Raw genomic sequence first — 20,149 nt, 5'->3', positions numbered from 1 at the left:
TCACGGATTCCGGTTTTTGGCGACGGAGCGGACGTAGAACAGCCCGAACACGATGCAGAAGCAGAAGGCGATCACTGCCTGGGTGATGGCGTTGGTCGGATCGTTCAGGTCGCGGAAGGTGCGCTGCATGAACGGCCCCATCATTTCCGGCGCCGCAGGCCCCAGCACATAGGGCAGGGTGAAAGCCGAGAAGATCCCCAAGACGGTAAAGCTCACCGCCACCAGGATGGAATTGGAGATGCGCGGCAGGATGATGTGCCACAGCACCGCCAGCCGCCCGGCGCCGACATCGCGCGCTGCCTCGATCGACTGGTTGGAAACGTTGCCCAGTCCCGAGAGCAGGATCAGTACCGTCAGCGGGATATTGTCCCACACCAAACCGATCACCGGCCCCCACGGCGTCAGGTAGGGCGAGCGGATATGCGGCAGCCCGACCGAATTGAGCAGCAGGTCCACCGTGCCGTTGGGTCCCAGCACACGGATGATCGCGTAGCTCAGGATGATCGAGGGCACGAACATCGGAAAGATCGCGAGGCCCTGCACGTAGGCCGCAAGCCGCCCCTTGGCGAAGCGCAGGTAGAGCGCGATCGGCAGGCAGATCAGCACCAGCAGCAGGGCGCAGATGCCCGTGGTCCACAGCGTTACGCTGAGGTTGTTGAGGCTGTACTGATCGGTGAAGAAGAACTTGTAGGTCTCGAGCGAGAAGCTCCTGCCCGCCCCGCCGTCATTGGGCAGCCAGATGGTCCGTCCGATGGCCGAAATGATCGGCCAGATGATCATCCAGACGACCAGGAATACCGGAATGGCGACCAGCAGGAGGCCCGTGAGCCCCCTGCGAGTCTTGGTTCCGACGATGTCGCTCGTGGCCGAAAGGCTCACGCGTTGCGATCCACGTTGGGAGCAACGTTGCGATACCAGCCATCATTGATGGCCTTTTCCCAGTCACCCCCCGGGAACGCCGGAATGGTCGTCGGGATCACGTCCTTGTACTTCTCGCGCAGGTCCTGGCTGACATAGTCCCAGGCAACGCCGGGGAAGCCGCCGAGTTCGCTCAGCACGGCCGACTGCACTTCCTCGGTGAGGATGAAGTCGGCGAGCTTCAGCGCGGCATCCTTGTTGACGCCGTTCGACAAGACGACCGAGCGCGAGAAGCCGCCCGGCAGCGCCAGGTCCTGCAACTGCACGAGGCCGGTGGTCTCGGGCAGTACGCCGGTGTTGATCGCCTGGATCGCCTGGTCCGACCAGGCCGGGATCATGGTGACCGCCGACTGGCCCAGCAGCTGGATCGACTGGGTGTTGCCCGAGGTATAGGCGCCGTTATCGAACAGCGAACCGGAAAGGTCCTTGAGGATCTCCCAGGCCGGGTTCAGCGCGGCGTCGCCGGCTTCCTGCGTGAAGTTGTCGATCTTGAACTTGCCGAGGTCCTTGCCGTTCGCCTCGAGGATGGCGCGGCGGACGAAGTTGCCACCCGAACCGCCCTTGTCGGGACGGTTGTAGATGAACTGGCCGGGGTTGGCCTTGATCCAGGTGACGAGGTCGGCAAAGCTCTTGGGCGCGTTGGCCGGATCGAGCTTGGTCGTGTCATAGGCGAGCAGCACCTGCGAACCGCGATACGGCACCGAGTAGTCACCGTCGAAGGCCAGCGGGTTGATCTTGGAATAGTTCGAGAGCCCGGCTTCCTTGATGTTCACATAGAGCCCGGCGTCGGCCGCCCCGGCCGGCAGGCGCCAGTCGGCGGATTCGAAATAGTCGGCCTGCGGGTCGGTCTTGGTCTGCATCGCGGCCAGCGCGCGTTCGCCGATCGCGGTCTGCCCGGCTGCGTCGCCGGCATCCACGAGGTTCAGGGTGACGCCCGGGTTGGCAGCCTCGAACTTCGGCTTCACCACGTTGGTCCAGAAGTCGAGAATGTTCTGGTCCGACGAGGTGTACCAGTCGATCTTGCCGGCTTCGGCAAAGGCCATCCGCGGCAGCAGCACCATACCGGCGGCTGCGCCGCCGACCGAAAGCATAAACGCACGACGTTTCATCGTTGTCTCTCCCAGGTTCGCCTGCGGGCCATCCCGCGGCAGGTCAATCTGACGCCGACCGTAGGGACCAGACTAATCTCGGTGGGCCCGCTGGCAAGCGAAAAATGGAACGGAAATTCCATTGTGACAGCGCGCGCCTGATTTATTCCGCGCGCGTGTTCCAGCCGCTTAAACCGCACTCCCATGACATCAGGATGACAGTGGGAGAGCCCCGGTTTCCGGGGCTTTCAGGGCGTTGACGACGTCAGTTTTGCGACAAGAAGTGACGGCCGACTTCCGCGAACAACTCGAGGTCTTTGAGAGAGTCTGTCAGCAACGTCTTGGGCTTTTCCCCAGTTGTCACCGCATGGTGGAAGGCGCCGAGCTCCACGCGGAAAGCATCCTCGTAGAACGGCCCGATGATCTCGGTGCCGGTGGAGTGCAGATCCGAGGTGGTGATCTCCAGCCGGGTGGGCAGGTTCCGCACGTAGGGGGTGTCGTAGTTGATCTTGAAGTGCTGGTTCAGCGTCAGCACTTCGATGCCGGCGTCGAACCGCGCCACGTCATGGATCACCGCCTCGTAGAGTGCGGTGAACGTGCCGTAGTCGAACATCACCAGCACGTTCTCGCCGCGATGCTGCCGCGCCGCCGCAACCGAATTCGGCACCCCGAAAAGTTCGCGCATCGCAGAAAAGCTGTGCGACGAGAGTCCGGTCAGCACCTGGTAGGCCCGCAGCTGATCCGGCCGCGCCTCGCCCATCACTGATTTCAGCAGCGCCTGCGTCTGCGTCCGGCCATCGGCAATCGCCTCCGCCGGCACGTCGGTGGGCCGGAAGATATTGCGCGACTGGTCGACGAAGAACTGGCTCTCGCGGATCAGGTCACGGATTCGCACGTGCCGGATTTCCTCCCGCGGCGGCAGCCGTTCCTTGAGGGCGGTGAACGCTGGCGCAAAGCGTCGCATATAGCCGACGAACACTGTCTTGGTGTTGGTCTTGTCGAGCTCCAGCAACGGCTTCAGTTCCGCCGCGGTCAGCGCCGCCGGCTTCTCGATGAACACATGCTTGCCGGCGCGTATGGATTTTTCCAAGAGCGGCGCATGGAGGAAATCCGGCGTCAGGATGAACACCGCGTCGATTGCGGGATCGGCGATCAGCGCCTCGACGCTCGCATGCCGGGTCTTCACTCCATAGCGCTCCGCCACGTGAGCGACGAGGCTGGGGGAGACATCGGTCACCGCCGCGATCTCGAAGCGCTGGTCGTCCGCCAGCAGCGGCAGGTGCATCAGCTGCGCGACTTCGCCGAGGCCGATCAGGCCGACTCTGAGCTTTGCCATCACGCGATCGCCTGCATGTAGACGTAGTTGCGCTTTGCCAGTTCGAGCGGTGTCTCCGCTGCATGCTCGGCGATATCCTGTTCGACGACGATCGGGCCGTCGAAGCCTTTCTGGTCGAGGAAGCGCATCACTGCCTGGATGTCGACGGCGCCATCGGGCAGGGGGGCCATCACCCCGGCGCCATAGGACGCTGCCACCGAGAGCTTGCTGTCGAGCACGCGCTGGCGCACCGCCGCATCGACGTTCTTCAGATGCATGTAGGCGATCCGCCCCCACACCTTTTCCATATAGGCCAGCGGATCCTGGTCCCAGAAGGCATGGTGTCCGGTATCGAAGCAGAGGTCGATTTCGGTCTCCTCGAGCAGCCGGTCGATCTGCCGTTCGAACTCCACTGCTGTACCGATATGCGGGTGGAAGCTCGCCTTCAGTCCGAACTCGCCCTCGATCACCGCTTGCGCCTCGCGCACCGTGGCGGTGAGCCCGGTCCAGCCCTCGCGATCGAGCACGCCTTCCTGGCCCTCGGGGTACCAGTTGCTTTCATCCATGATGACGAGGTGTTTCGCGCCCAGGTCCTTCAGCAGCGGCGCCAACTCGCGCAGCGTCGCCATCAGCACCGGTGCGGAAGCACGGTCGCCGAAGGTGTGCACATGCGTCGCGCCGATCAGCGTCAGCCCGCGCTTGTCGAGCTCCGGCCCCAGCACTGCCTTGTCCTTGGGCAGGAATCCGAACGGCCCGAGCTCGGTGCCGCGATAGCCCGAGGCCGCCACCTGATCGAGATATTCCTGCCAGCTGTAGGCGTTGCCGGTGGGATAGTTGATGCCCCAGGAACACGGGGCATTGCCGATAAACATGAGCTAGTCCTGATCGATGTAGATTGGGTTGGAGATGGCGCGCCGGATCGGCTCGTCCGTGAGGTGCGACCCCTTGAGCTGCCACGGCAACTCGCCGCGCTCGCTCGCCGCCTTGGTGAACTCTTCGATCAGCCAAGGCCTGCTGGCTTTGGCGATGATCTCGGCGCGCACGAACTTTTCGGCGCCGTCGAGCAGCGCCAGCTCACCCAGCCAGTCGCCGCTGGTGATCTCCTGCTCCGTGATGGTGCCGCGCGCATCGATCCACTGCAGCACGTCGCCGCGCGCGCCGCGGACGATCGCCTCGCAGTGGAGCGGCGCCGTCACCGCCGAGCCCATTGGCTGGCCGTTGACGGTGATCTCGAGATGCGGCCCCTTCGGCCCTTCGGTGACATAGCCGCGCCCGGCCTTCATGGCCGCGAGCACCGCGTCTTCGCTGAGTTCCGGCAGCCACAGCACCGTGGTTGGCCGCGCCAGCACCAGCGGCCCCTCCGGCTGGAGCTTCGCCGGCTGATGGAAGTCGCTGCCGCCGATGGCCGAGATCCGCAAACCCGACGCCAGCCGTTGTTGCCAGCGCGCCAGCGACACCCAGTTCCACGCCATCCAGGTCGACTGCCAGACCTCCTGGCAGTCGGCCGCCGGAAACTCGTAATCCCAGGGGATGGTCGGCTTGTCGTGGTTGATCGATAAGAGCCCGCCCTTGCGGTGCACCATGTCGGCCAGCACATGCGCGTCCGACGGCTTGGTCATGCGGAAGTCGATCCACTCATCGACCCCATAGACATTGGCGTGCCCGACGGCGGTGGTCACCTCCATGCCGCGCACGAACACCAGGTCGGGCGACGAGGCCGGATGGAAATAGCGTCGCTGCGTGATGGTGTTGTGGTCGGCAATGGCGAGGAAATCGAGCCCGGCCTGCAGCGCCGCCTTGTGCAGTGTCTCGGGCGACCCTGCCGCATCGGAATGGAAGGTGTGGCAGTGGAGGTCGCCGCGATACCACCCCGCTCCGGCGCGCACCGGAAACGTCCGCTCCGGCTGCGGATTGGTGGGGCGCGCGGCGCTGTCGAGCTCGACCGTCACCGTCACCTCGGCGCCATCGACCGGCACCTTGTAGAGCCCGAGGATGACGTTCCACTCACCCGCCGGCATCGGCCCATGCACATAGCCCGGGGTGGCGCTGTCGGTCGCCACATGGAACCGATCGCGAAACCCGCCCGACCACCCTCGGAACCCGCCCTCGGACGGATAGGCGGTCATCCCGGGATCGAACATCCCGAGGTCGATCACGCAGTCATCCGCCTTGGGATAGGCCAGCGTCACATCGATCCGCGTGGTGCCTGCAGGGACGGTGACCGGGATGTAGAAATAGGGGTCTTTCGCCTGGTCGGCGCGAGTGACATTGACCCTTACGATCTGGGTCATGCGGCCACCCCCCTCCCGGCCTCCCCCACAAGGGGGGAGGTGAAGAGTCGGGGCTGTGGCGCGATAATGCCGGACACTCGATGCGGCACCTCCCCCCTTGTGGGGGAGGATGGGAGGGGGGAGTCTCTCTCAGTCAGCAGTGCCACCCTCACAGCGGCATCTCCCCATCCGCCGGGATGCGCTTGCCCTCCGCATCGAACAGCGTCGCGTGCGCGCCGTCGAAGGTGAAGGCCACGTTCTCGCTCGTCTCCACCGCGTCGTCGGTGAAGATCCGCGCCGTCACCCGACCGCCGTCCTGGCGCTCGAAGGTCACCAGCTTTTCGGGGCCCATATTTTCGTTGGCGAACAGCTTGCCGCTGACCATGTTCACGTCGTTGATCGTGCCCATGCTCAGGTGCTCGGGCCGCACTCCCAGCGTCAGCCCGGCGCCCTTGCCGAGCGCCGCCTTGATCCCCTGGGAAATCGGCAGATTCCGCACCAGCACTCCGTGTGCGCGCAGCTGCAGCCGCTCGCCCTCGATTGTCCCTTCGACCGGGATCATGTTCATCGGCGGGTTGCCGACGAAATTCGCCACGAACGTTGTCGCCGGCCGGCGATAGATCTCGATCGGCGGCGCGAACTGCACGATCCGGCCGCGATCCATCACCGCAATTCGCGTCGCCAGCGCCATGGCTTCCGCCTGGTCGTGCGTCACGTAGACTGCCGTCATCCCCATGTCGCGCTGCAGGTGGTTGAGGAAGCCGCGCGCTTCGAGCCGCAGCTTCGCATCGAGGTTGGAGAGCGGTTCGTCGAACAGGTACACCCGGCTCGGATAGACCAGCGCTCGCGCCAGCGAAGTGCGCTGCTGCTGCCCGCCCGAGATCTGGCTCGGCAGCCGGTTGAGCAGGTCGCCGATCTTCAAGACGTCTGCCACTTCCTTGGCCCGCTTGTGCCGCTTCTCGACGCTCTCGCCGCGCACCTTCAGTGGGTAAGCGATGTTGTCGGCGAGGTTCATGTGCGGGTAGAGCGCGTAATCCTGGAACACCATCGAGATCTGCCGATCCTTGGGGTGGAGGTGGGTTACGTCATCGGGCCCGATCATGATCTTGCCCGAACTCGGGGTTTCGAGCCCGGCGATCATCCTCAGGCTGGTGGTCTTGCCGCAGCCAGATGGGCCGAGCAGGCAGATGAACTCCCCGTCCGCGACCTTGAAGCTGATGTCCGAGACGGCATTGAAGGTGCCGAAGCTCTTGGTGACGTTCTGGAATTCGACCGAGGCCATTACGCTTTGATTCCACCGAAGAAGCGGAAGCCGAACTTCCAGCTGACGAAGAGATAGAGGGCGACGACGGGCAGGGAGTAGATCAGCGAATAGGCTGCGAGCAGCGTCACGATCGGCGTCCCCGCCTCCGAGTAGAACGAGTAGATGGCGACCGACGACGGCATCAGGTCATCCGAGCGCAACAGGATGAAGGGGATCAGAAACGAGCCCCAGATGTTGACGAAGGCCCACACCACCACGACCACGATGCCCGGCCGGATCACCGGCAGCGCCACATCGAAGAACGCCTGCACCGGTGACGCGCCGGCCACCATGGCGCTTTCCTCATAGGTCTTGGGAATGCCGTCGATGAAATCGCGCAGGATGAACATCGCCGTCGGCAGCAGCCCGCCGGCGAACACCAGAATGACAGCGATATGGGTGTCCATCAGCCCCACCGACGAGACGATCAGGAAGATCGGCACCATCGCCGCCGTCCCCGACACCACCGAGGAGAACAGCAGCAGCACATAGGTGATCATGCCCTTGCCGGGGATCGAAGAGCGGGAAAGCGCGTAGGCCGCCAGCGTCGCTGCGGCCGCGACGAGGATCACCCCGCCGACACTCTGGATCAGGCTGTTGAGCAGCCCACGCATGGCAAAGCCATTGCCGAACACGGTGAGGAAGTTCTGCAGCGTCCATGGGTCGGGAATGGCGATGCCAAGCTCGGCCCGGGCGTTGAACGGCGCGAAGATGAACCAGATCAGCGGCAGCGCGAACAGGATGCCGATAATGGCCGCCAGCGCCGAAAAGCCGATGCGGGCGAGCAGTTGCGGAAAGCTCAGCCTCATTCTTCCACCGCCTTGGCTTTCTTCCTTCCGAACGACAGGTAGATCAGCGCGAAGATGAGGTTGATCAGCATGATGATCACGCCCACTGCCGCGCCCTTGCCGAAATCGAACTCCCGGAAGGCGATGCGGTAATTGTAGATCGACAGGAGTTCCGTGCGGTAGCTCGGCCCGCCATTGGTCAGGATGAACGGCGTGAACACGTTGAACGTCCACATGGTGATGAGGATCAGGTCGGTGACCACGTGGCCGCGGATCAACGGCAGCCCGATATCTCGGAACTTCTGCCAGCTCGAAGCGCCGGCCACATCCGCCGCCTGGAAATAGCTCGGCGGGATCGACGCGAAGGCCGAGTTGAACAGCATCATCGAGAAGGCCGCGCCGCGCCAGGTGTTGAAGATGACGATCACCCAGAACGGCTGCTGCAGCAGGAAGTCGCCCGCCGGCAGCCCGAGCCCCCTGAGGATCATGTTCAGCGTGCCGTTGTCGTAATCGAGGAAGGCGAACCAGGCGAAGCCGATCACCACTTCCGGCAGGATCCAGGCCGCGATCACAGCGGTCTCGACGATCCGCTTGAGGGCAGGGGGGATGGTCTGCATCAGCCACGCCAGCAGCAGCCCGAGCAGCGCCTGCCCGACCAGCGCCGACAGCAGCACGAATTGCGTGGTGAGGATCAGCGAAAAGCCGAACTGCCCGCGCGTGAAGAATGTCGCCGGGTCGAACAGCTGGAAATAGTTCGTGAGCCCGACGAACTCCGGGCTGAGCGCGGTCTTGCCCAACAGCGTCCGGTTGGTGAACGAAACGAAGATCACCCAGAAGAACGGCAGCAGCACAAACACCCCCACCAGTGCCGCGGCGGGGGCAAGGAAGGCAGCGCCGGCGCGGTGGGAGAGAAGCGAGAAGTTCTTCTTTTTCATGCTGAGAACCTGGAGCGCGCGGCTCCCCCCTCCCAACCTCCCCCGCAAGGGGGGAGGTGCCCGCCGGTGGAATTGGCGCGATCCTGCCAGGTACACTGAACGGCACCCTCCCCCTCGCGGGGAGGGTTGGGGAGGGGGGCGGCGAGCCCGGATGCCTCAGTCGCCAGTAACCGTGTCAATGTGACAAACCCCAATCGAAAAAAAGGAACCTCCCCGGCCGCAGACAGGGTGCCGGGGAGGCGTTCCCAGGGAGCGCCCGGCTCAGGGAGGGCCGGGCGTGGGAGGACGTCCTTCGAAGCTAAAGCTTCGAAACCGTATTGGCTTCGCCGACGATCGCGATCACCGCTGCCTTGTAGGCGGCCATCGCGTCTGCCGGGCTGGCTTCGCCCGAAACCACGCTTTCGGTCATGCGCTGAATCTCGGCCGACACCTTGTTGTAGTTGGGGTCGTTCGGGCGCGCGGTGGTCAGCGGCAACAGGCTCTCCTGCGTCTTCTGCAGGTAGACATTGTTCGGCGTCGCCACGTCGTCGCGGATGCGGCGCGCCTCACGGAAGCCCTGGAAGGCGGTCAGCGATTCCTGGCTGTTCATGTAGCTCAGGAGCGCCCAGGCCTCGGCCGGGTTCTTGGTGGCGGGGTTCAGCACGAAGCCCGTGCCGCCTGAAACCGTCACGTAGTCCTGCCCGCGATAGCCCTTGCCCGGCTCCTGCGCCGGCATCGAGGCCCAGGTGACTTCGGCGTCGCGGTTCTCGAGACCGAATTCGGCGCCGGGCGCCATCACCGAGTTGAAGAACCAGTCGCCTTCGACGAGGAGCGCCGTCTTGCCGTCGCGGAAGTTGGTGAAGGTGCGGTTGCGACCGTCGCCGAGCAGCTGCGCCCGCTGGTCGCCGAGCTGCTCATCCACATAGATGGTCTTGTAGAGGTTGAGGGTATCGAGGATGCCCTGGCTGGCCACGATGTATTTGCCGTTCTCGTCGACGACGCTTTCGCCCGTCCCGAGGATCGCCATGTAGTAGCCCTGCATGGTGGTGGCTTCGCCCATGTTCACGCCGGCATTGAGCTGCAGCGGGAACGAGTCGGGGTTCGCCTTCTTGATGGCGCGGGCGGCGTCGAGCAGTTCGGCCCACGACTTGGGCTGGAAGCTGTCGGGGTCGAGCCCGGCCGACTTCAGCAATTCCTTGCGCACGAAAATGGCGCGCACGTCGGTGCCGAGCGCCAGGCCATAGGCCTTGCCGCCATAGCTCATCAGCGACTTGGCGCCTTCCGAAATGTGGCTCCAGCCTTCCCAGCTGTTGACGTCGGCGCCAGCCACTTCATCGAGCGGCTTCAGCAGCCCGCCTTCGACGAACGAGGGGATCAGGAAGCCGTCGAACGCTGCGACGTCGGCACCGGCGCCGGTCGAGAAATCGAGCGCCAGCTGCTGGGTCATCTGCTCGTCCTTGCCGCCGAACTCGTTCAGCGACACGGTGACGTCCTTGCCCTCGGCCTTCATCTTCGCGGTAAAGCCGGGGATCACGCTGTCCTTGATCCAGGTGGCGGTCTCGCTGTTCACCCCGCCGACGACGCAGCGGCAGATCACCGTCAGGTCGACCGCGAAGGCGGGCGTGATCATCGTAGTGGCAGTTGCAAGCCCCAGATACAGGGCGCGCAGGCGATTGCTCATCGCGAAATTCCTCCCTTGGTGGCGCCGCATTGCGGGCGCCGAATTGGCGATAGCGACGGTCAATCCTCCCCGCCGCAGCTCACGATCTCAGAATGAACACGCTTTCATTCATCGTCAAGCCGTAGAATGCCTGTTGCGAATGACAGCGTGATGACGTCGCAATAGAATGTTTGTTCTATTCCGCCGGACGTCGGTCATTGTTCCGTAACATCAGTGAGTTAGGTTGTTTCGTTGCCGGATCGGCTTGACAGCGCTCGAAATGAACCGGCAGAACAGTTTTGCACACGATTTCACTGTAGGGCAGCAAGGCGGACCCTTTGAGCGATCCGGTCACCCGCAACCGCAGCCGCGCGACCGCCGACATGGTGGCGCGCACCGCCAACGTTTCGCGCGTCGCCGTCAGCCGTGCCTTCAACCCGCATGCTTCGATCAAGCCGGAAAAGCGCGACCTGATTTTGAAGGTGGCGCAGGAGCTGAACTACACTCCGGATATGGCCGCCCGCTCGATGGTCACCGGCCGCTCGCATCTCGTCGGCATCATCGTGCCCGATATCTCCGGCCCCTGGGAGAGCCAGGAGCTCGACGCCATGACCACGGCGCTGCAGGCCGAGGGCTTCGCGACATTATTGTTCCGCACCCGCGATGATCTCTCGCTCGACGAGACGCTCCTCACCTACATGAAGGGCTTCAACCCGGATTCGGTGATCGCCTATGCCGAGAACGTCCGCCCCACCACGCTTGCCCGGGTGCTCGATCGCGCCGTGCCGATCTATATTGGGTACCCCGACGAGGAAGCGGCGGAGGAGGAAGCTGCGCCACTGTTCGATCGGCTCGACGTGCTGCAGCGCGAGGGCATCGAGCAGGCCGTGGCGCTGATGCAGGGCTATGGCGCCCGCCGCTTCGCCTTCCTCGCCGGCAAGTCCAACTCGCTCGCCACCCAGTCACGTGAGCGTATGGTGCGCAAGGTGATCGCCGAGCGCGGCCTGCCGCCACCGATCCGCATTCAGGGCGACTACATGTACGATACCGCCTATCGCGAGACAGTGAACCAGTTTCGCCTAGGCGAGCCGGTCGACGCGATCTTCGCCGCCAACGACGTCGGCGCGTTCGGCGCTATCGATGCGCTGCGCACCGAACTCGGCCTGCGCGTGCCGCAGGACGTCAAGGTCGTTGGCTTTGACGACATCCACCAGTCGCACTGGAAGAGCTACAACCTCACCACGGTGAAGCTCGACCTCGCCGAGCGCACCCAGGCGCTGCTGCGCCTGATCCTCCGCCGCCTCAAGAACCCCACCTCACCCTCGCTCACCGAAACCGTGTCGACCCGCCTGGTCGTCCGCGGCACCGTGGGCTGACCTCGTGTGTCGAGATTCAGGTCAGGCCGAGTCGAAAATGGTGGACTTCGAGAACCGGAACGGAGCGTACGTTTGGGTACGTGAGTACCGGAAGCGCAGAAGGCCGCCATTTGCAGGCCGGCATCACCTGAATATCGACACACGAGATCCCCAGTGACCAAAAAGATCCATCTGGTCTTCAAGACCCACCTCGATATCGGCTTCACCGACCACGCAACGAAGGTGCGCGCCCAGTACCACGAGCGCTTCATCCCGCAGGCGATCGATACCGGCGAGCACTTCTTCGCCGAGGACTCTGAGCATCCCAAGTTCATCTGGACCACCGGGGCCTGGCTGATCTGGGATCACCTGAACTCGCAAAGCCCGGAGCGGGTGCAGCGGCTCGAGCGCGCCATCGATCGCGGCCTGATCCGTTGGCACGCGCTGCCCTTCACCACCCATTCCGAACTGATGTCGCCGTCCGTGTTCCGCGCCGGCTTGAGCTACAGCCAGGAACTCGACAAGCGTTTCGGCAAACAGACGATTGCCAGCAAGATGACCGACGTCCCGGGCCACACCATCGGCATCGTGCCGCTGCTCGCCGAGGCCGGAGTCAAGTTCCTGCACCTTGGCGTCAACTCCGCCTCGCCGCCGCCCGATGTCCCCGACGTCTTCCGCTGGCGCGCCCCGGACGGCGCCGAGATCGTCGTGCTGTATCAAAAATCCTACGGCGAAACCTCGTTCCCCGAGGGCTTTGACGAGGGCCTCGGCTTCGCCCACACCAACGACAACATGGGCCCGCAAAGCGTCCCGCAGACCGTCGACGCCTGGCGCGAGCTGCAGGGCCATAACCCGGGGACTGAGATCGTTGCCTCTACCCTCGATGCCTATGGCGAAATTCTCTGGGCCCGCCGCGAGCAGTTCCCGGTTGTCGACCTCGAGCTCGGCGACAACTGGATCCACGGCGCCGGCACCGATCCGGACAAGATCAAGCGCTTCCTGCACCTGCAGCGCCTTTATGATGGCTTTGCCGACGAAGCGCTCACTCCCAGCCGTCGGGCTTTCGGTCGCGGCCTCACCATGGTCGCCGAGCACACCTGGGGCGTCGACATCAAGTCATACCTGCGCGACGACCAGGCCTGGGACCGCCCGGCCTTCGAAGCCGCTCGCGTCGCCGACTACCGCTTCCAGTATTCCGAGGCCTCCTGGGCCGAGCAGCGCGCCTATCTCGACGCTGCTGTCGCCGAGCTTGAGCCTGCTGATCGTGCGCTGGCCGAAGCCGCCGAGGATCCGGCGATCGAGGGCACCGGCTGGTTCGTCGAAACCGATCCCAACACCGGTGACGTGATCCTCATTCGCTCCCCCGCCGGCGTCGAGCTGCGCGGCGAGGGGGGCTGCCTCCTCGGCTATCGCTACGAGAGCTACGACGCCTCCGACGTCGCCGCCCACATGGACACCTACCTGACGCACCGCGCTCAGTGGGCCATCCTCGACCACATCAAGCCCGGCCTCGATCAGGCCGCCTCGGCGCGCTCCCTGAGCTTCACCCCGAAACTGGTGGACGGCGCCGCGACCCTCGACGCTGCTGCGCACGCCACTCTCGGCGCTCCCGCACGCGTCGCCTGCCGTTTCCGCGCGCTCGACAGCCGCCACCTCGAAATCACCGTCGAGCTGCTCGACAAGCCGGCAAACCGCATGCCCGAGGCGAGCTTTGTTACTTTCACGCCGGCAGATGTGCACGACTGGCAGTTCCTCAAGATGGGGCAGTGGCTGCCCGCGAACCGCATTGCGCACAAGGGCGGTGGTCAGCTCCAGGCCGTCGCCGCCGTGCGCACTGCCGGTGTCGAACTCCGACCGCTCGACACGCCGCTGGTCGCGCCGACCGCGACGAAGTTCATGCCGTTCAACCCCAGCCCGCCGGATTTCTCCTCCGGCCTGCGCTTCAATCTCCACAACAACAAATGGGGCACCAACTTCCCCATGTGGTGGGGCGCCGAGCGGTTTGAGGCGCGGTTCGTGCTGGAACTCTAGCCCAGCACCGAGGCCGCGATCACCCCGGCAAAGCCGACCAGCGCCACCGAGGCGACCTTGCGCACCACGCCGGTGTGCCGGTCGCCGGCTGCCGCGCCGATCGCCCGGCCCACGAGGATCCAGGCGAATCCCACCAGCGGCACCAGCAGGGCGAAGCCGAGCACGTACCAGCCCATCTGCGGATGGTTGGTCGGGATAATGCTGAGCGAGAAGATCAGCGCCTTGGGGTTGAGCAGCGTGGTGACGAACACCGACTGCATGCCGATCGTCGTTTGGCTCTGCGTCAGACTGGCATTGTGGCGCCAGAGCTTGATCGCCGTCCAGATCAGGTACAGCACTACTGCCGCCTTGAGCGCGATCCCCACCAGCGGGTAGCTGTGGATCACCGGTCCCAGGACGATGCGGATCGTGCCGACGGCGATCAGGTAGCCGGCCAACTCACCCACCAGCAGCCGCACCGACCGCTGTACCCCCACCGTGGCGCCGGATGTCGCCAAGAGCGTATTGGTCGGTCCGGGCGTGCCAAGCAAGGTCAGCACCGCAAGCATGAACAGGATCGGGTCGGTCATCGGGGGCCTTCGTACGCGTTACGCGCGAGTGAAGCGCGGGACCGGGGGCGAACGCAAGACCCGGTGCGAGCTGACCCCCACGCTTGATCCCTCCCCGCAAGGGGGAGGGAGGCGACAGTGCCGAGATGTCAGTGTTGGGGTCTCTCTCCCCCTTGCGGCAGGGCTATCGCATATGGAGCACTGACAGTAGTTGGATGGCCTTCTCCCCTTGTGGGAGAAGGTGGCCGAAGGCCGGATGAGGGGTTCTCTCCGCGTACTCATCGTCCGTCGCTTCGCTCCGGCCGCGCTACGCTTCGTTGCGCGGACCCCTCATCCGCCCTTCGGGCACCTCCTCCCACAAGGGGAGAAGGCTAGAGGTGCCCATCGCCGCCATATGCGATAGCCCTGCCCCTTGCGGGGAGGGGACAGGGGTGGGGGCCACAGCCACCGGCTCATCTGACTGTAGCCAGTCTCACCTGAGGTAGTGCGCCCGCATCTGCCGCGGCGTCAGCCCGTAGGCGTTGCGGAACTGCACGTAGAACTGGCTCAGCGCCGAAAAGCCGCTCTCGAACGCTACGTTCTCGATCGACAGGCTCCCCTCGAACAGCAGCGAACGTGCCCGGATCAGCCGCATCCGCACCACGAACTTGTGCATCGGCACCCGCATCACCTCGGTGAACAGGTTGAGCGCATAGTTGGGATGCAGTCCGACCACCTTGGCCACATCTTCGGCCCTGAGCGGCTCCGAAAGGTTCTCGAGGATGTGGCGGATCATCGCCACCACGTAGCGCAGCGGCGAGGCCGCCCGCATCGTCGAACCGACGCTCTCGATCCACGGCTCCATCAGGACATCCCAGCCGGTCACCGCCGCCCGTCGCAGCATCAGCGCGATTTCTTCCTTGAGGATGTCTGTCCGCTCCGCATCGCCCGAGCGGTAATCCTGGTACCAGCGCGTCAGCGTATCGGCGCCGATCGTCTCGGGCGGCAGCATCACCACTCCGCCGCCCATCATCGTCTCGGTGAGCTGCCCCAGGTTCGGCATGTGCAGAAAACTGTCGAGCGGCAGGTAGACATTGCACTGCCGGCTGTCGTGGTTCACCCCATAGTCGATCGCCGTGGTCTGGTGCGGGATACCCGCCCAGAACAGCACCAGCCGGCCCGATGGAATGCGCAGCGGCCGTCCGTCGATGACGTAGTCCATGCTGCCGGTGGTCAGCCAGTTCAGCTCGATATGACCGTGGAAGTGCTCTTCCGGCATGATCTGCGGATCGAACCAGCGGATGCCGAAGCGTCCAAACGCCTGCGTCTGGGCGTAAAACCGCCGGTCCGGACGCGGCACCGGGGCGGTGGCTTTCTCTCGCGGCTTGCCCGGCAGGAAGTGCTGCGGCTGCTCGTTCATCGGTCCTGTAGCAATCTGTAAAAACCGGAAATACTCATTCAGATAATCGGATTGTTCGCGTTGGCGCAAGGTCTACCCTTTTGAGGCTGGGACAAGTGGTGGCGGGTTGGAGGCCTGCTGCCGGGTGCGTGTTGTGCCGGTCTCGAGCCTAGGGAGGAAACATGCGTAAACACCTATTTGCCCTTGGCGGGGCAGGGCTTCTGCTTGGCGTTTCGATTTTCGCTGCGCAGGCCCAGATCGTTCCGCCGACGACCCCACCTGATCCGCCGAAATTCGATGCACAGGGAACGCCTGTCTTCGTCGGTGCCAAGGATATCTATGAGTACGGCACGCTGCCGGAATACCACGAGCCGGATTTCGTGAAGGCCTTTGTCGACGCCGGGAAGCTCCCGCCGGTCGCCGAGCGCCTGCCCAAGGAACCGTTGATCTTCAAGGCGTCGAACATGCCCGACGGCATCGGCGTCTACGGCGACGTGATGCGTCACGTCATCGGCGGCCGGCCGGAAGGCTGGAACTACATGGGCGGCCAGTCACAGGGCTGGGGTGGTGTGGACAATTCCACCATGGAATGTCTGACCCGTACCGGGCCGCTGTTCGAGGTCAAGGCCGAGGAACTGGCGCCGCTGCCCAACCTCGCCAAGAGCTGGGAATGGTCCGAAGACGGCCACAAGCTGACCATGCACCTCGTCGAGGGCGCCAAGTGGTCGGACGGCGTGGAATTCACCACCGAGGACGCGATCTTCTACTGGGAAGACAACGTCATCGATCCGAACGTGACGCCGCTCAACGGCGCCTCGCCCGAGATGTTCGGCGAGGGCACCACGCTCGAAGCGCTGGACAAGTACACCCTGCTCTGGACCTTCAAGGAAGCGTTCCCCAAGCAGTACCTCTACCAGATGGCGCACGGCAATTTCTGTCCGGGCCCGGCGCATATCTTCAAGCCGCTCCACCCCAAGTACAAGGCTGGCGCGACCTACGACGAGTACAAGAACGCAATTCCGCCCACCTACATGAACATCCCGGTGATGGGCGCCTGGGTGCCGGTCGAGTACCGTCCGGACGATATCATCGTGCTGCGCCGCAACCCCTATTACTGGAAGGTCGACGACAAGGGTAACCAGCTGCCCTACCTGAACGAAGTGCATTTCCGCCTCTCGACCTGGGCGGATCGCGACGTGCAGGCCGTGGCCGGCACCGGCGACTTCTCCAACCTCGAACAGGCCGAAAGCTATGTCGAGGCGCTGAAGCGCTCTGCCGATCCCAACGCCCCCGCCCGTCTCGCCTTCGGTGCCCGCACCATCGGCTACACGCTCTACCCGAACCTCTCCGGCAATGGCTGGGGCGAACCGGATGCGCGTGGACAGGCAATCCGCGAACTCAACCGCAATGAGGATTTCCGCAAGGCGATCACCTACGCGATTGACCGTCAGCGTCTCGGCGAAGCTCTGGTGAAGGGGCCGTTCACGGCCATTTATCCGGGCGGCCTCTATGCCGGCACGACCTATTACGACAAGGATTCGACGGTCTACTATCCGTTCTCCCTCGAGTCCGCCAAGGAAGAGCTGGCCAAGGCCGGTCTCGTCGATACCGACGGCAATGGCGTGGTGAACTTCCCCGCCGGCACCGCTGGTGGCGCCGATGTCGAGATCACGCTGCTCGCCAACGCCGACTACCAGACCGACAAGAACCTTGCCGAAGGCGTCATCGCCATGATGGAGCCGCTCGGCATTCGCGTCATCGCCAACTTCCTGACCGGTACGCAGCACGATGCGACTTACCAGTCGGGCAAGTTCGACTGGCGCGTTGCCCGTAACGGCTCCGAGCTCATCTCGGTGGTCCAGAACACGTCGGCTCTGGCGCCAACCGGTCCGCAGGTCAACGGATCGCACCGCGCCGGCACTGACGGCACGCTGGATCTCTTGCCGTGGGAGCAGGAACTGGTCGACAGCGTCAACGCGTTCATCGCCACTGACGATGCCGCCAAGCGCAGCGAGCTGATGAAGACCTACCAGAAGCTCTACACCGAGAACCTGTTCGGCATCGGTCTCACCCAGTATCCGGGTGCGCTGATCATCAACAAGCGCTTCGCCAACATCCCGGCCGGCGCGCCGATCTACATGTTCCAGTGGGCCGAGGACAACATCATCCGCGAACGCGTCTACGTCCCGACCGACAAGCAGCAGGCTTACGAACTGCACCCCAACACCCTCCCGGGTGAGCCGGGTTCTGCCGGCGCGGCTTCACTCTAACCGCACCGTACGGAACCCGCGGCAAGGGGGTATACTCGCCCCCTTGCCACCTGACCGGAGGAGAGACTGATATGCACTTGCTACGTTTTCTGGTGATGCGACTCCTGGCCGCCCTGCCGGTCCTGCTGGTTCTCAGCGTCGTGACTTTCGCCATCATCCAGGCCCCTCCGGGCGACTACGGCGACTACATCCGCTCGATGCTGATCAATCAGGGCGGCGCGACGATGGAAGAGGCCGAAAAGCAGGCCGATATCTATCGTGAACAGAACGGCCTCAACGAGCCGCTGCCGGTCCAGTACGTTAACTGGATGGTGGGCATCGTCACCCGCTTCGATTTCGGTCACTCGCTGTTTTACAACAAGCCGGTCAGCGACGTCGTCGCCGAGCGCCTGCCACGCACTGTCCTCCTGGCGCTGACCTGTCACTTCTTTGCGTCGGTCATCGGCATCGGTATGGGCATCATCGCTGCCACCCGACAATACAGCTGGATCGACACCACCTTCGGCGTCATCTCATTTCTCGGCATGACCGTGCCACGGTTCCTGCTGGCGCTGATCATCATCTACATCCTCGCCTTCAAGCTGAACGTACAGGAGCTCGGGAGCTTCTTCTCCTCGAGATACGGAGGCGCGCCTTGGAGCTGGGACAAGTTCCTCAACCTGGTGCAGCATGTCTGGCCGGTCGTCTTCATCGCCACGTTCGGCGGCCTCGCCTACAATATGCGCGTCATGCGGGCGAACCTGCTCGACGTGCTCAATAGCCAATACGTCGAGACGGCCCGAGCCAAGGGCATGTCGGAAGGCGCCGTGATCATGAAGCATGCTGTGCCCAATGCGCTGCATCCGCTGATCGCCTATCAGGGTGTGGCGTTGCCCTACATGCTCACCGGCGAGATCGAGGTCGCCATCGTCTTTGGCCTCGCGACTGTCGGGCCGGCCATTGTCGGCTCCATGGCGGTGGGCGACGTCTACGTCACCGCCACCTTCGTGCTTGTCCTCGCCGCCACGCTGATCATCGGCAACATCGTCGCCGATCTGCTGCTCGCCGCAGTCGATCCCCGCGTCCGACTTGGTGGGGAGAACCGCGAATGAGCACCATCGCTGACAAGCCGACCCTCTCGACCACCGAAACTGGCGCCGCCAACTCTGCCGAACTCGCCACCCCGACCGGTCACCAGCTGCCGCCCGCCGACCCACTGGCCGACGGAAAGACTGTCACGCCCGCCGGACGCTTTGCCCACGGCAACGAGACCTATGCCGCCCTGGTCTGGCGGCGCTTCCGTCGCTCAACCATGGGCATAATCGGGCTGGTGCTCACCGTCGCGCTGATCCTCATGGCCATCTTTGGCGATTTCTTCGCGCCGATGGACCCAAAGCGGGCCGAAATCGCCTTCGCGCCGCCCGACCACGTCGAGTTCAGCGCCCCCGACGGGGGCTTCAGCCTTATTCCATTCGTCTACCCGATCGTGGAGACCGGGGAGTTCGACCCCATCACCTTCCAGCCGATGACCGGTCCGGACAAAACCAATCCCACCGCGCTCGGCTTCTTTGTCCCCGGCCACCGCTACAATCTGCTCGGTGTCATCCCGGCCAATATCCACTTCTTCGGCTCGGTCGACGGCCGGCCGATCCACTTCCTCGGCACCGACAAGTTCGGCCGCGACATCCTTTCGCGCGGCATTGTCGGCTCGCAGATCTCGCTCACCATTGCGCTCGTCGTGGTGCTGCTCACCACCACCATCGGCACGCTCGTCGGCATCGCCTCGGGCTATATCGGCGGCCGGCTCGATGCCTGGGTGCAGCGCTTCGTCGACCTGGTGCTTGCCTTCCCGCAACTGCCGCTCTACCTGGCGCTCGCCTCGCTGATCCCGGTGACGGCGCCTTCGCCGGTGTTCATCGCCTTCGTCATCGGTGTCATGGCGGTGCTTGGCTGGGCCCAGCTCGCCCGCGAGGTGCGCTCCAAAACCCTGGCGCTTGCCCGCATCGAGTATGTGCGCGCCGCTGTCGCGGTGGGCTCGTCCGATTGGCGCATCATCCTGCGTCACATCCTGCCCAACGTCTCGAGCCACCTGATCGTCGCGGTGACCATCGCCATTCCCAGCGTCGTGCTGCTCGAGAGCTTCCTCGGCTATCTCGGCTTCGCTGTGAAGCCACCGCTGATCTCCTGGGGCCTGATGCTGCAGGATACCGGCACCTTCTCGGTGATCGGCTCCTATCCCTGGATCCTCTCGCCCGTCGTCTTCGTGCTGATCACCGTGTTCGCATTCAATGCGCTCGGCGACGGCCTCCGCGACGCTATCGACCCCTACTGA

General features: G+C 64.2%; 16 protein-coding genes. 5 read left to right on the top strand and 11 right to left on the bottom strand.

The features are described from left to right. The 9 genes from ACSQ23_RS14075 to ACSQ23_RS14035 all read right to left on the bottom strand — a co-directional run bounded on the left by ACSQ23_RS14075 (position 1) and on the right by ACSQ23_RS14035 (position 10,277). Positions 1–879: an ABC transporter permease gene (locus ACSQ23_RS14075; RefSeq protein ID WP_436090987.1), complete on the bottom strand. Its 879-nt coding sequence runs from the start codon at positions 877–879 to the stop codon at positions 1–3. Further along, a complete protein-coding gene (locus ACSQ23_RS14070; protein WP_436090986.1) occupies positions 876–2,027 on the bottom strand; it encodes an extracellular solute-binding protein in 1,152 nt (383 codons plus the stop codon). The genes ACSQ23_RS14075 and ACSQ23_RS14070 overlap by 4 nt, the downstream gene beginning before the upstream one ends. A gap of 244 nt (positions 2,028–2,271) precedes the next feature. Then, positions 2,272–3,342 (bottom strand): Gfo/Idh/MocA family protein, encoded by a 1,071-nt coding sequence (locus tag ACSQ23_RS14065; RefSeq protein ID WP_436090985.1) that lies wholly within the window; start codon positions 3,340–3,342, stop codon positions 2,272–2,274. Continuing rightward, positions 3,342–4,193: a sugar phosphate isomerase/epimerase family protein gene (locus ACSQ23_RS14060; RefSeq protein WP_436090984.1), complete on the bottom strand. Its 852-nt coding sequence runs from the start codon at positions 4,191–4,193 to the stop codon at positions 3,342–3,344. Before ACSQ23_RS14060 ends, ACSQ23_RS14065 begins: the two co-directional genes overlap by 1 nt. A gap of 3 nt (positions 4,194–4,196) precedes the next feature. Continuing rightward, complete coding sequence (locus ACSQ23_RS14055; protein WP_436090983.1) at positions 4,197–5,612, bottom strand: CehA/McbA family metallohydrolase; 1,416 nt, start codon at positions 5,610–5,612, stop codon at positions 4,197–4,199. A 148-nt stretch (positions 5,613–5,760) separates the two neighbouring features. Continuing rightward, complete coding sequence (locus ACSQ23_RS14050; RefSeq protein WP_055879062.1) at positions 5,761–6,873, bottom strand: ABC transporter ATP-binding protein; 1,113 nt, start codon at positions 6,871–6,873, stop codon at positions 5,761–5,763. Continuing rightward, positions 6,873–7,703, bottom strand: a complete 831-nt coding sequence (locus tag ACSQ23_RS14045; protein WP_055879059.1) for a carbohydrate ABC transporter permease — start codon at positions 7,701–7,703, stop codon at positions 6,873–6,875. Before ACSQ23_RS14045 ends, ACSQ23_RS14050 begins: the two co-directional genes overlap by 1 nt. Beyond that, entirely contained in the window at positions 7,700–8,617 is a 918-nt protein-coding gene (locus tag ACSQ23_RS14040; protein ID WP_055879057.1) for a carbohydrate ABC transporter permease, read from the bottom strand. The genes ACSQ23_RS14045 and ACSQ23_RS14040 overlap by 4 nt, the downstream gene beginning before the upstream one ends. Positions 8,618–8,915: 298 nt before the next feature. Next, positions 8,916–10,277, bottom strand: a complete 1,362-nt coding sequence (locus tag ACSQ23_RS14035) for an extracellular solute-binding protein (RefSeq protein ID WP_055879054.1) — start codon at positions 10,275–10,277, stop codon at positions 8,916–8,918. Between the two features lie 317 nt (positions 10,278–10,594). Between ACSQ23_RS14035 and ACSQ23_RS14030 the strand changes: the two genes are divergently transcribed. Next, positions 10,595–11,632, top strand: a complete 1,038-nt coding sequence (locus ACSQ23_RS14030) for a LacI family DNA-binding transcriptional regulator (RefSeq protein ID WP_244488441.1) — start codon at positions 10,595–10,597, stop codon at positions 11,630–11,632. A gap of 153 nt (positions 11,633–11,785) precedes the next feature. After that, a complete protein-coding gene (locus ACSQ23_RS14025) occupies positions 11,786–13,642 on the top strand; it encodes a DUF5054 domain-containing protein (protein ID WP_436090982.1) in 1,857 nt (618 codons plus the stop codon). Here ACSQ23_RS14025 and ACSQ23_RS14020 read toward each other — a convergent pair. Next, entirely contained in the window at positions 13,639–14,211 is a 573-nt protein-coding gene (locus ACSQ23_RS14020; protein WP_436090981.1) for a LysE family translocator, read from the bottom strand. The two genes, ACSQ23_RS14025 and ACSQ23_RS14020, sit on opposite strands and share 4 nt — an antisense overlap. A 451-nt stretch (positions 14,212–14,662) precedes the next feature. Continuing rightward, positions 14,663–15,589 carry a helix-turn-helix domain-containing protein gene (locus tag ACSQ23_RS14015; protein ID WP_055879045.1) on the bottom strand — a complete coding sequence of 309 codons (927 nt, stop codon included), beginning with the start codon at positions 15,587–15,589 and terminating at the stop codon, positions 14,663–14,665. Between the two features lie 161 nt (positions 15,590–15,750). On the opposite strand from ACSQ23_RS14015, the gene ACSQ23_RS14010 reads away from it, so the two are divergent. From ACSQ23_RS14010 to ACSQ23_RS14000, 3 genes are all read left to right on the top strand, one after another. Further along, positions 15,751–17,838, top strand: coding sequence for an ABC transporter substrate-binding protein (locus ACSQ23_RS14010; protein WP_055879042.1), 2,088 nt, complete (start codon positions 15,751–15,753; stop codon positions 17,836–17,838). A gap of 77 nt (positions 17,839–17,915) precedes the next feature. After that, on the top strand, positions 17,916–18,929 hold the full coding sequence (locus ACSQ23_RS14005) for an ABC transporter permease (protein ID WP_055879882.1): 1,014 nt from the start codon (positions 17,916–17,918) through the stop codon (positions 18,927–18,929). Next, positions 18,926–20,149, top strand: a complete 1,224-nt coding sequence (locus ACSQ23_RS14000) for an ABC transporter permease (RefSeq protein WP_436090980.1) — start codon at positions 18,926–18,928, stop codon at positions 20,147–20,149. The genes ACSQ23_RS14005 and ACSQ23_RS14000 overlap by 4 nt, the downstream gene beginning before the upstream one ends.

Origin of the sequence: Devosia sp. LjRoot16 (assembly GCF_964252795.1) — a bacterium.
Lineage (GTDB): Bacteria > Pseudomonadota > Alphaproteobacteria > Rhizobiales > Devosiaceae > Devosia_A.
Note: the sequence above shows the minus strand (reverse complement) of the source record. Positions and strands in the feature narration are given on the sequence as shown.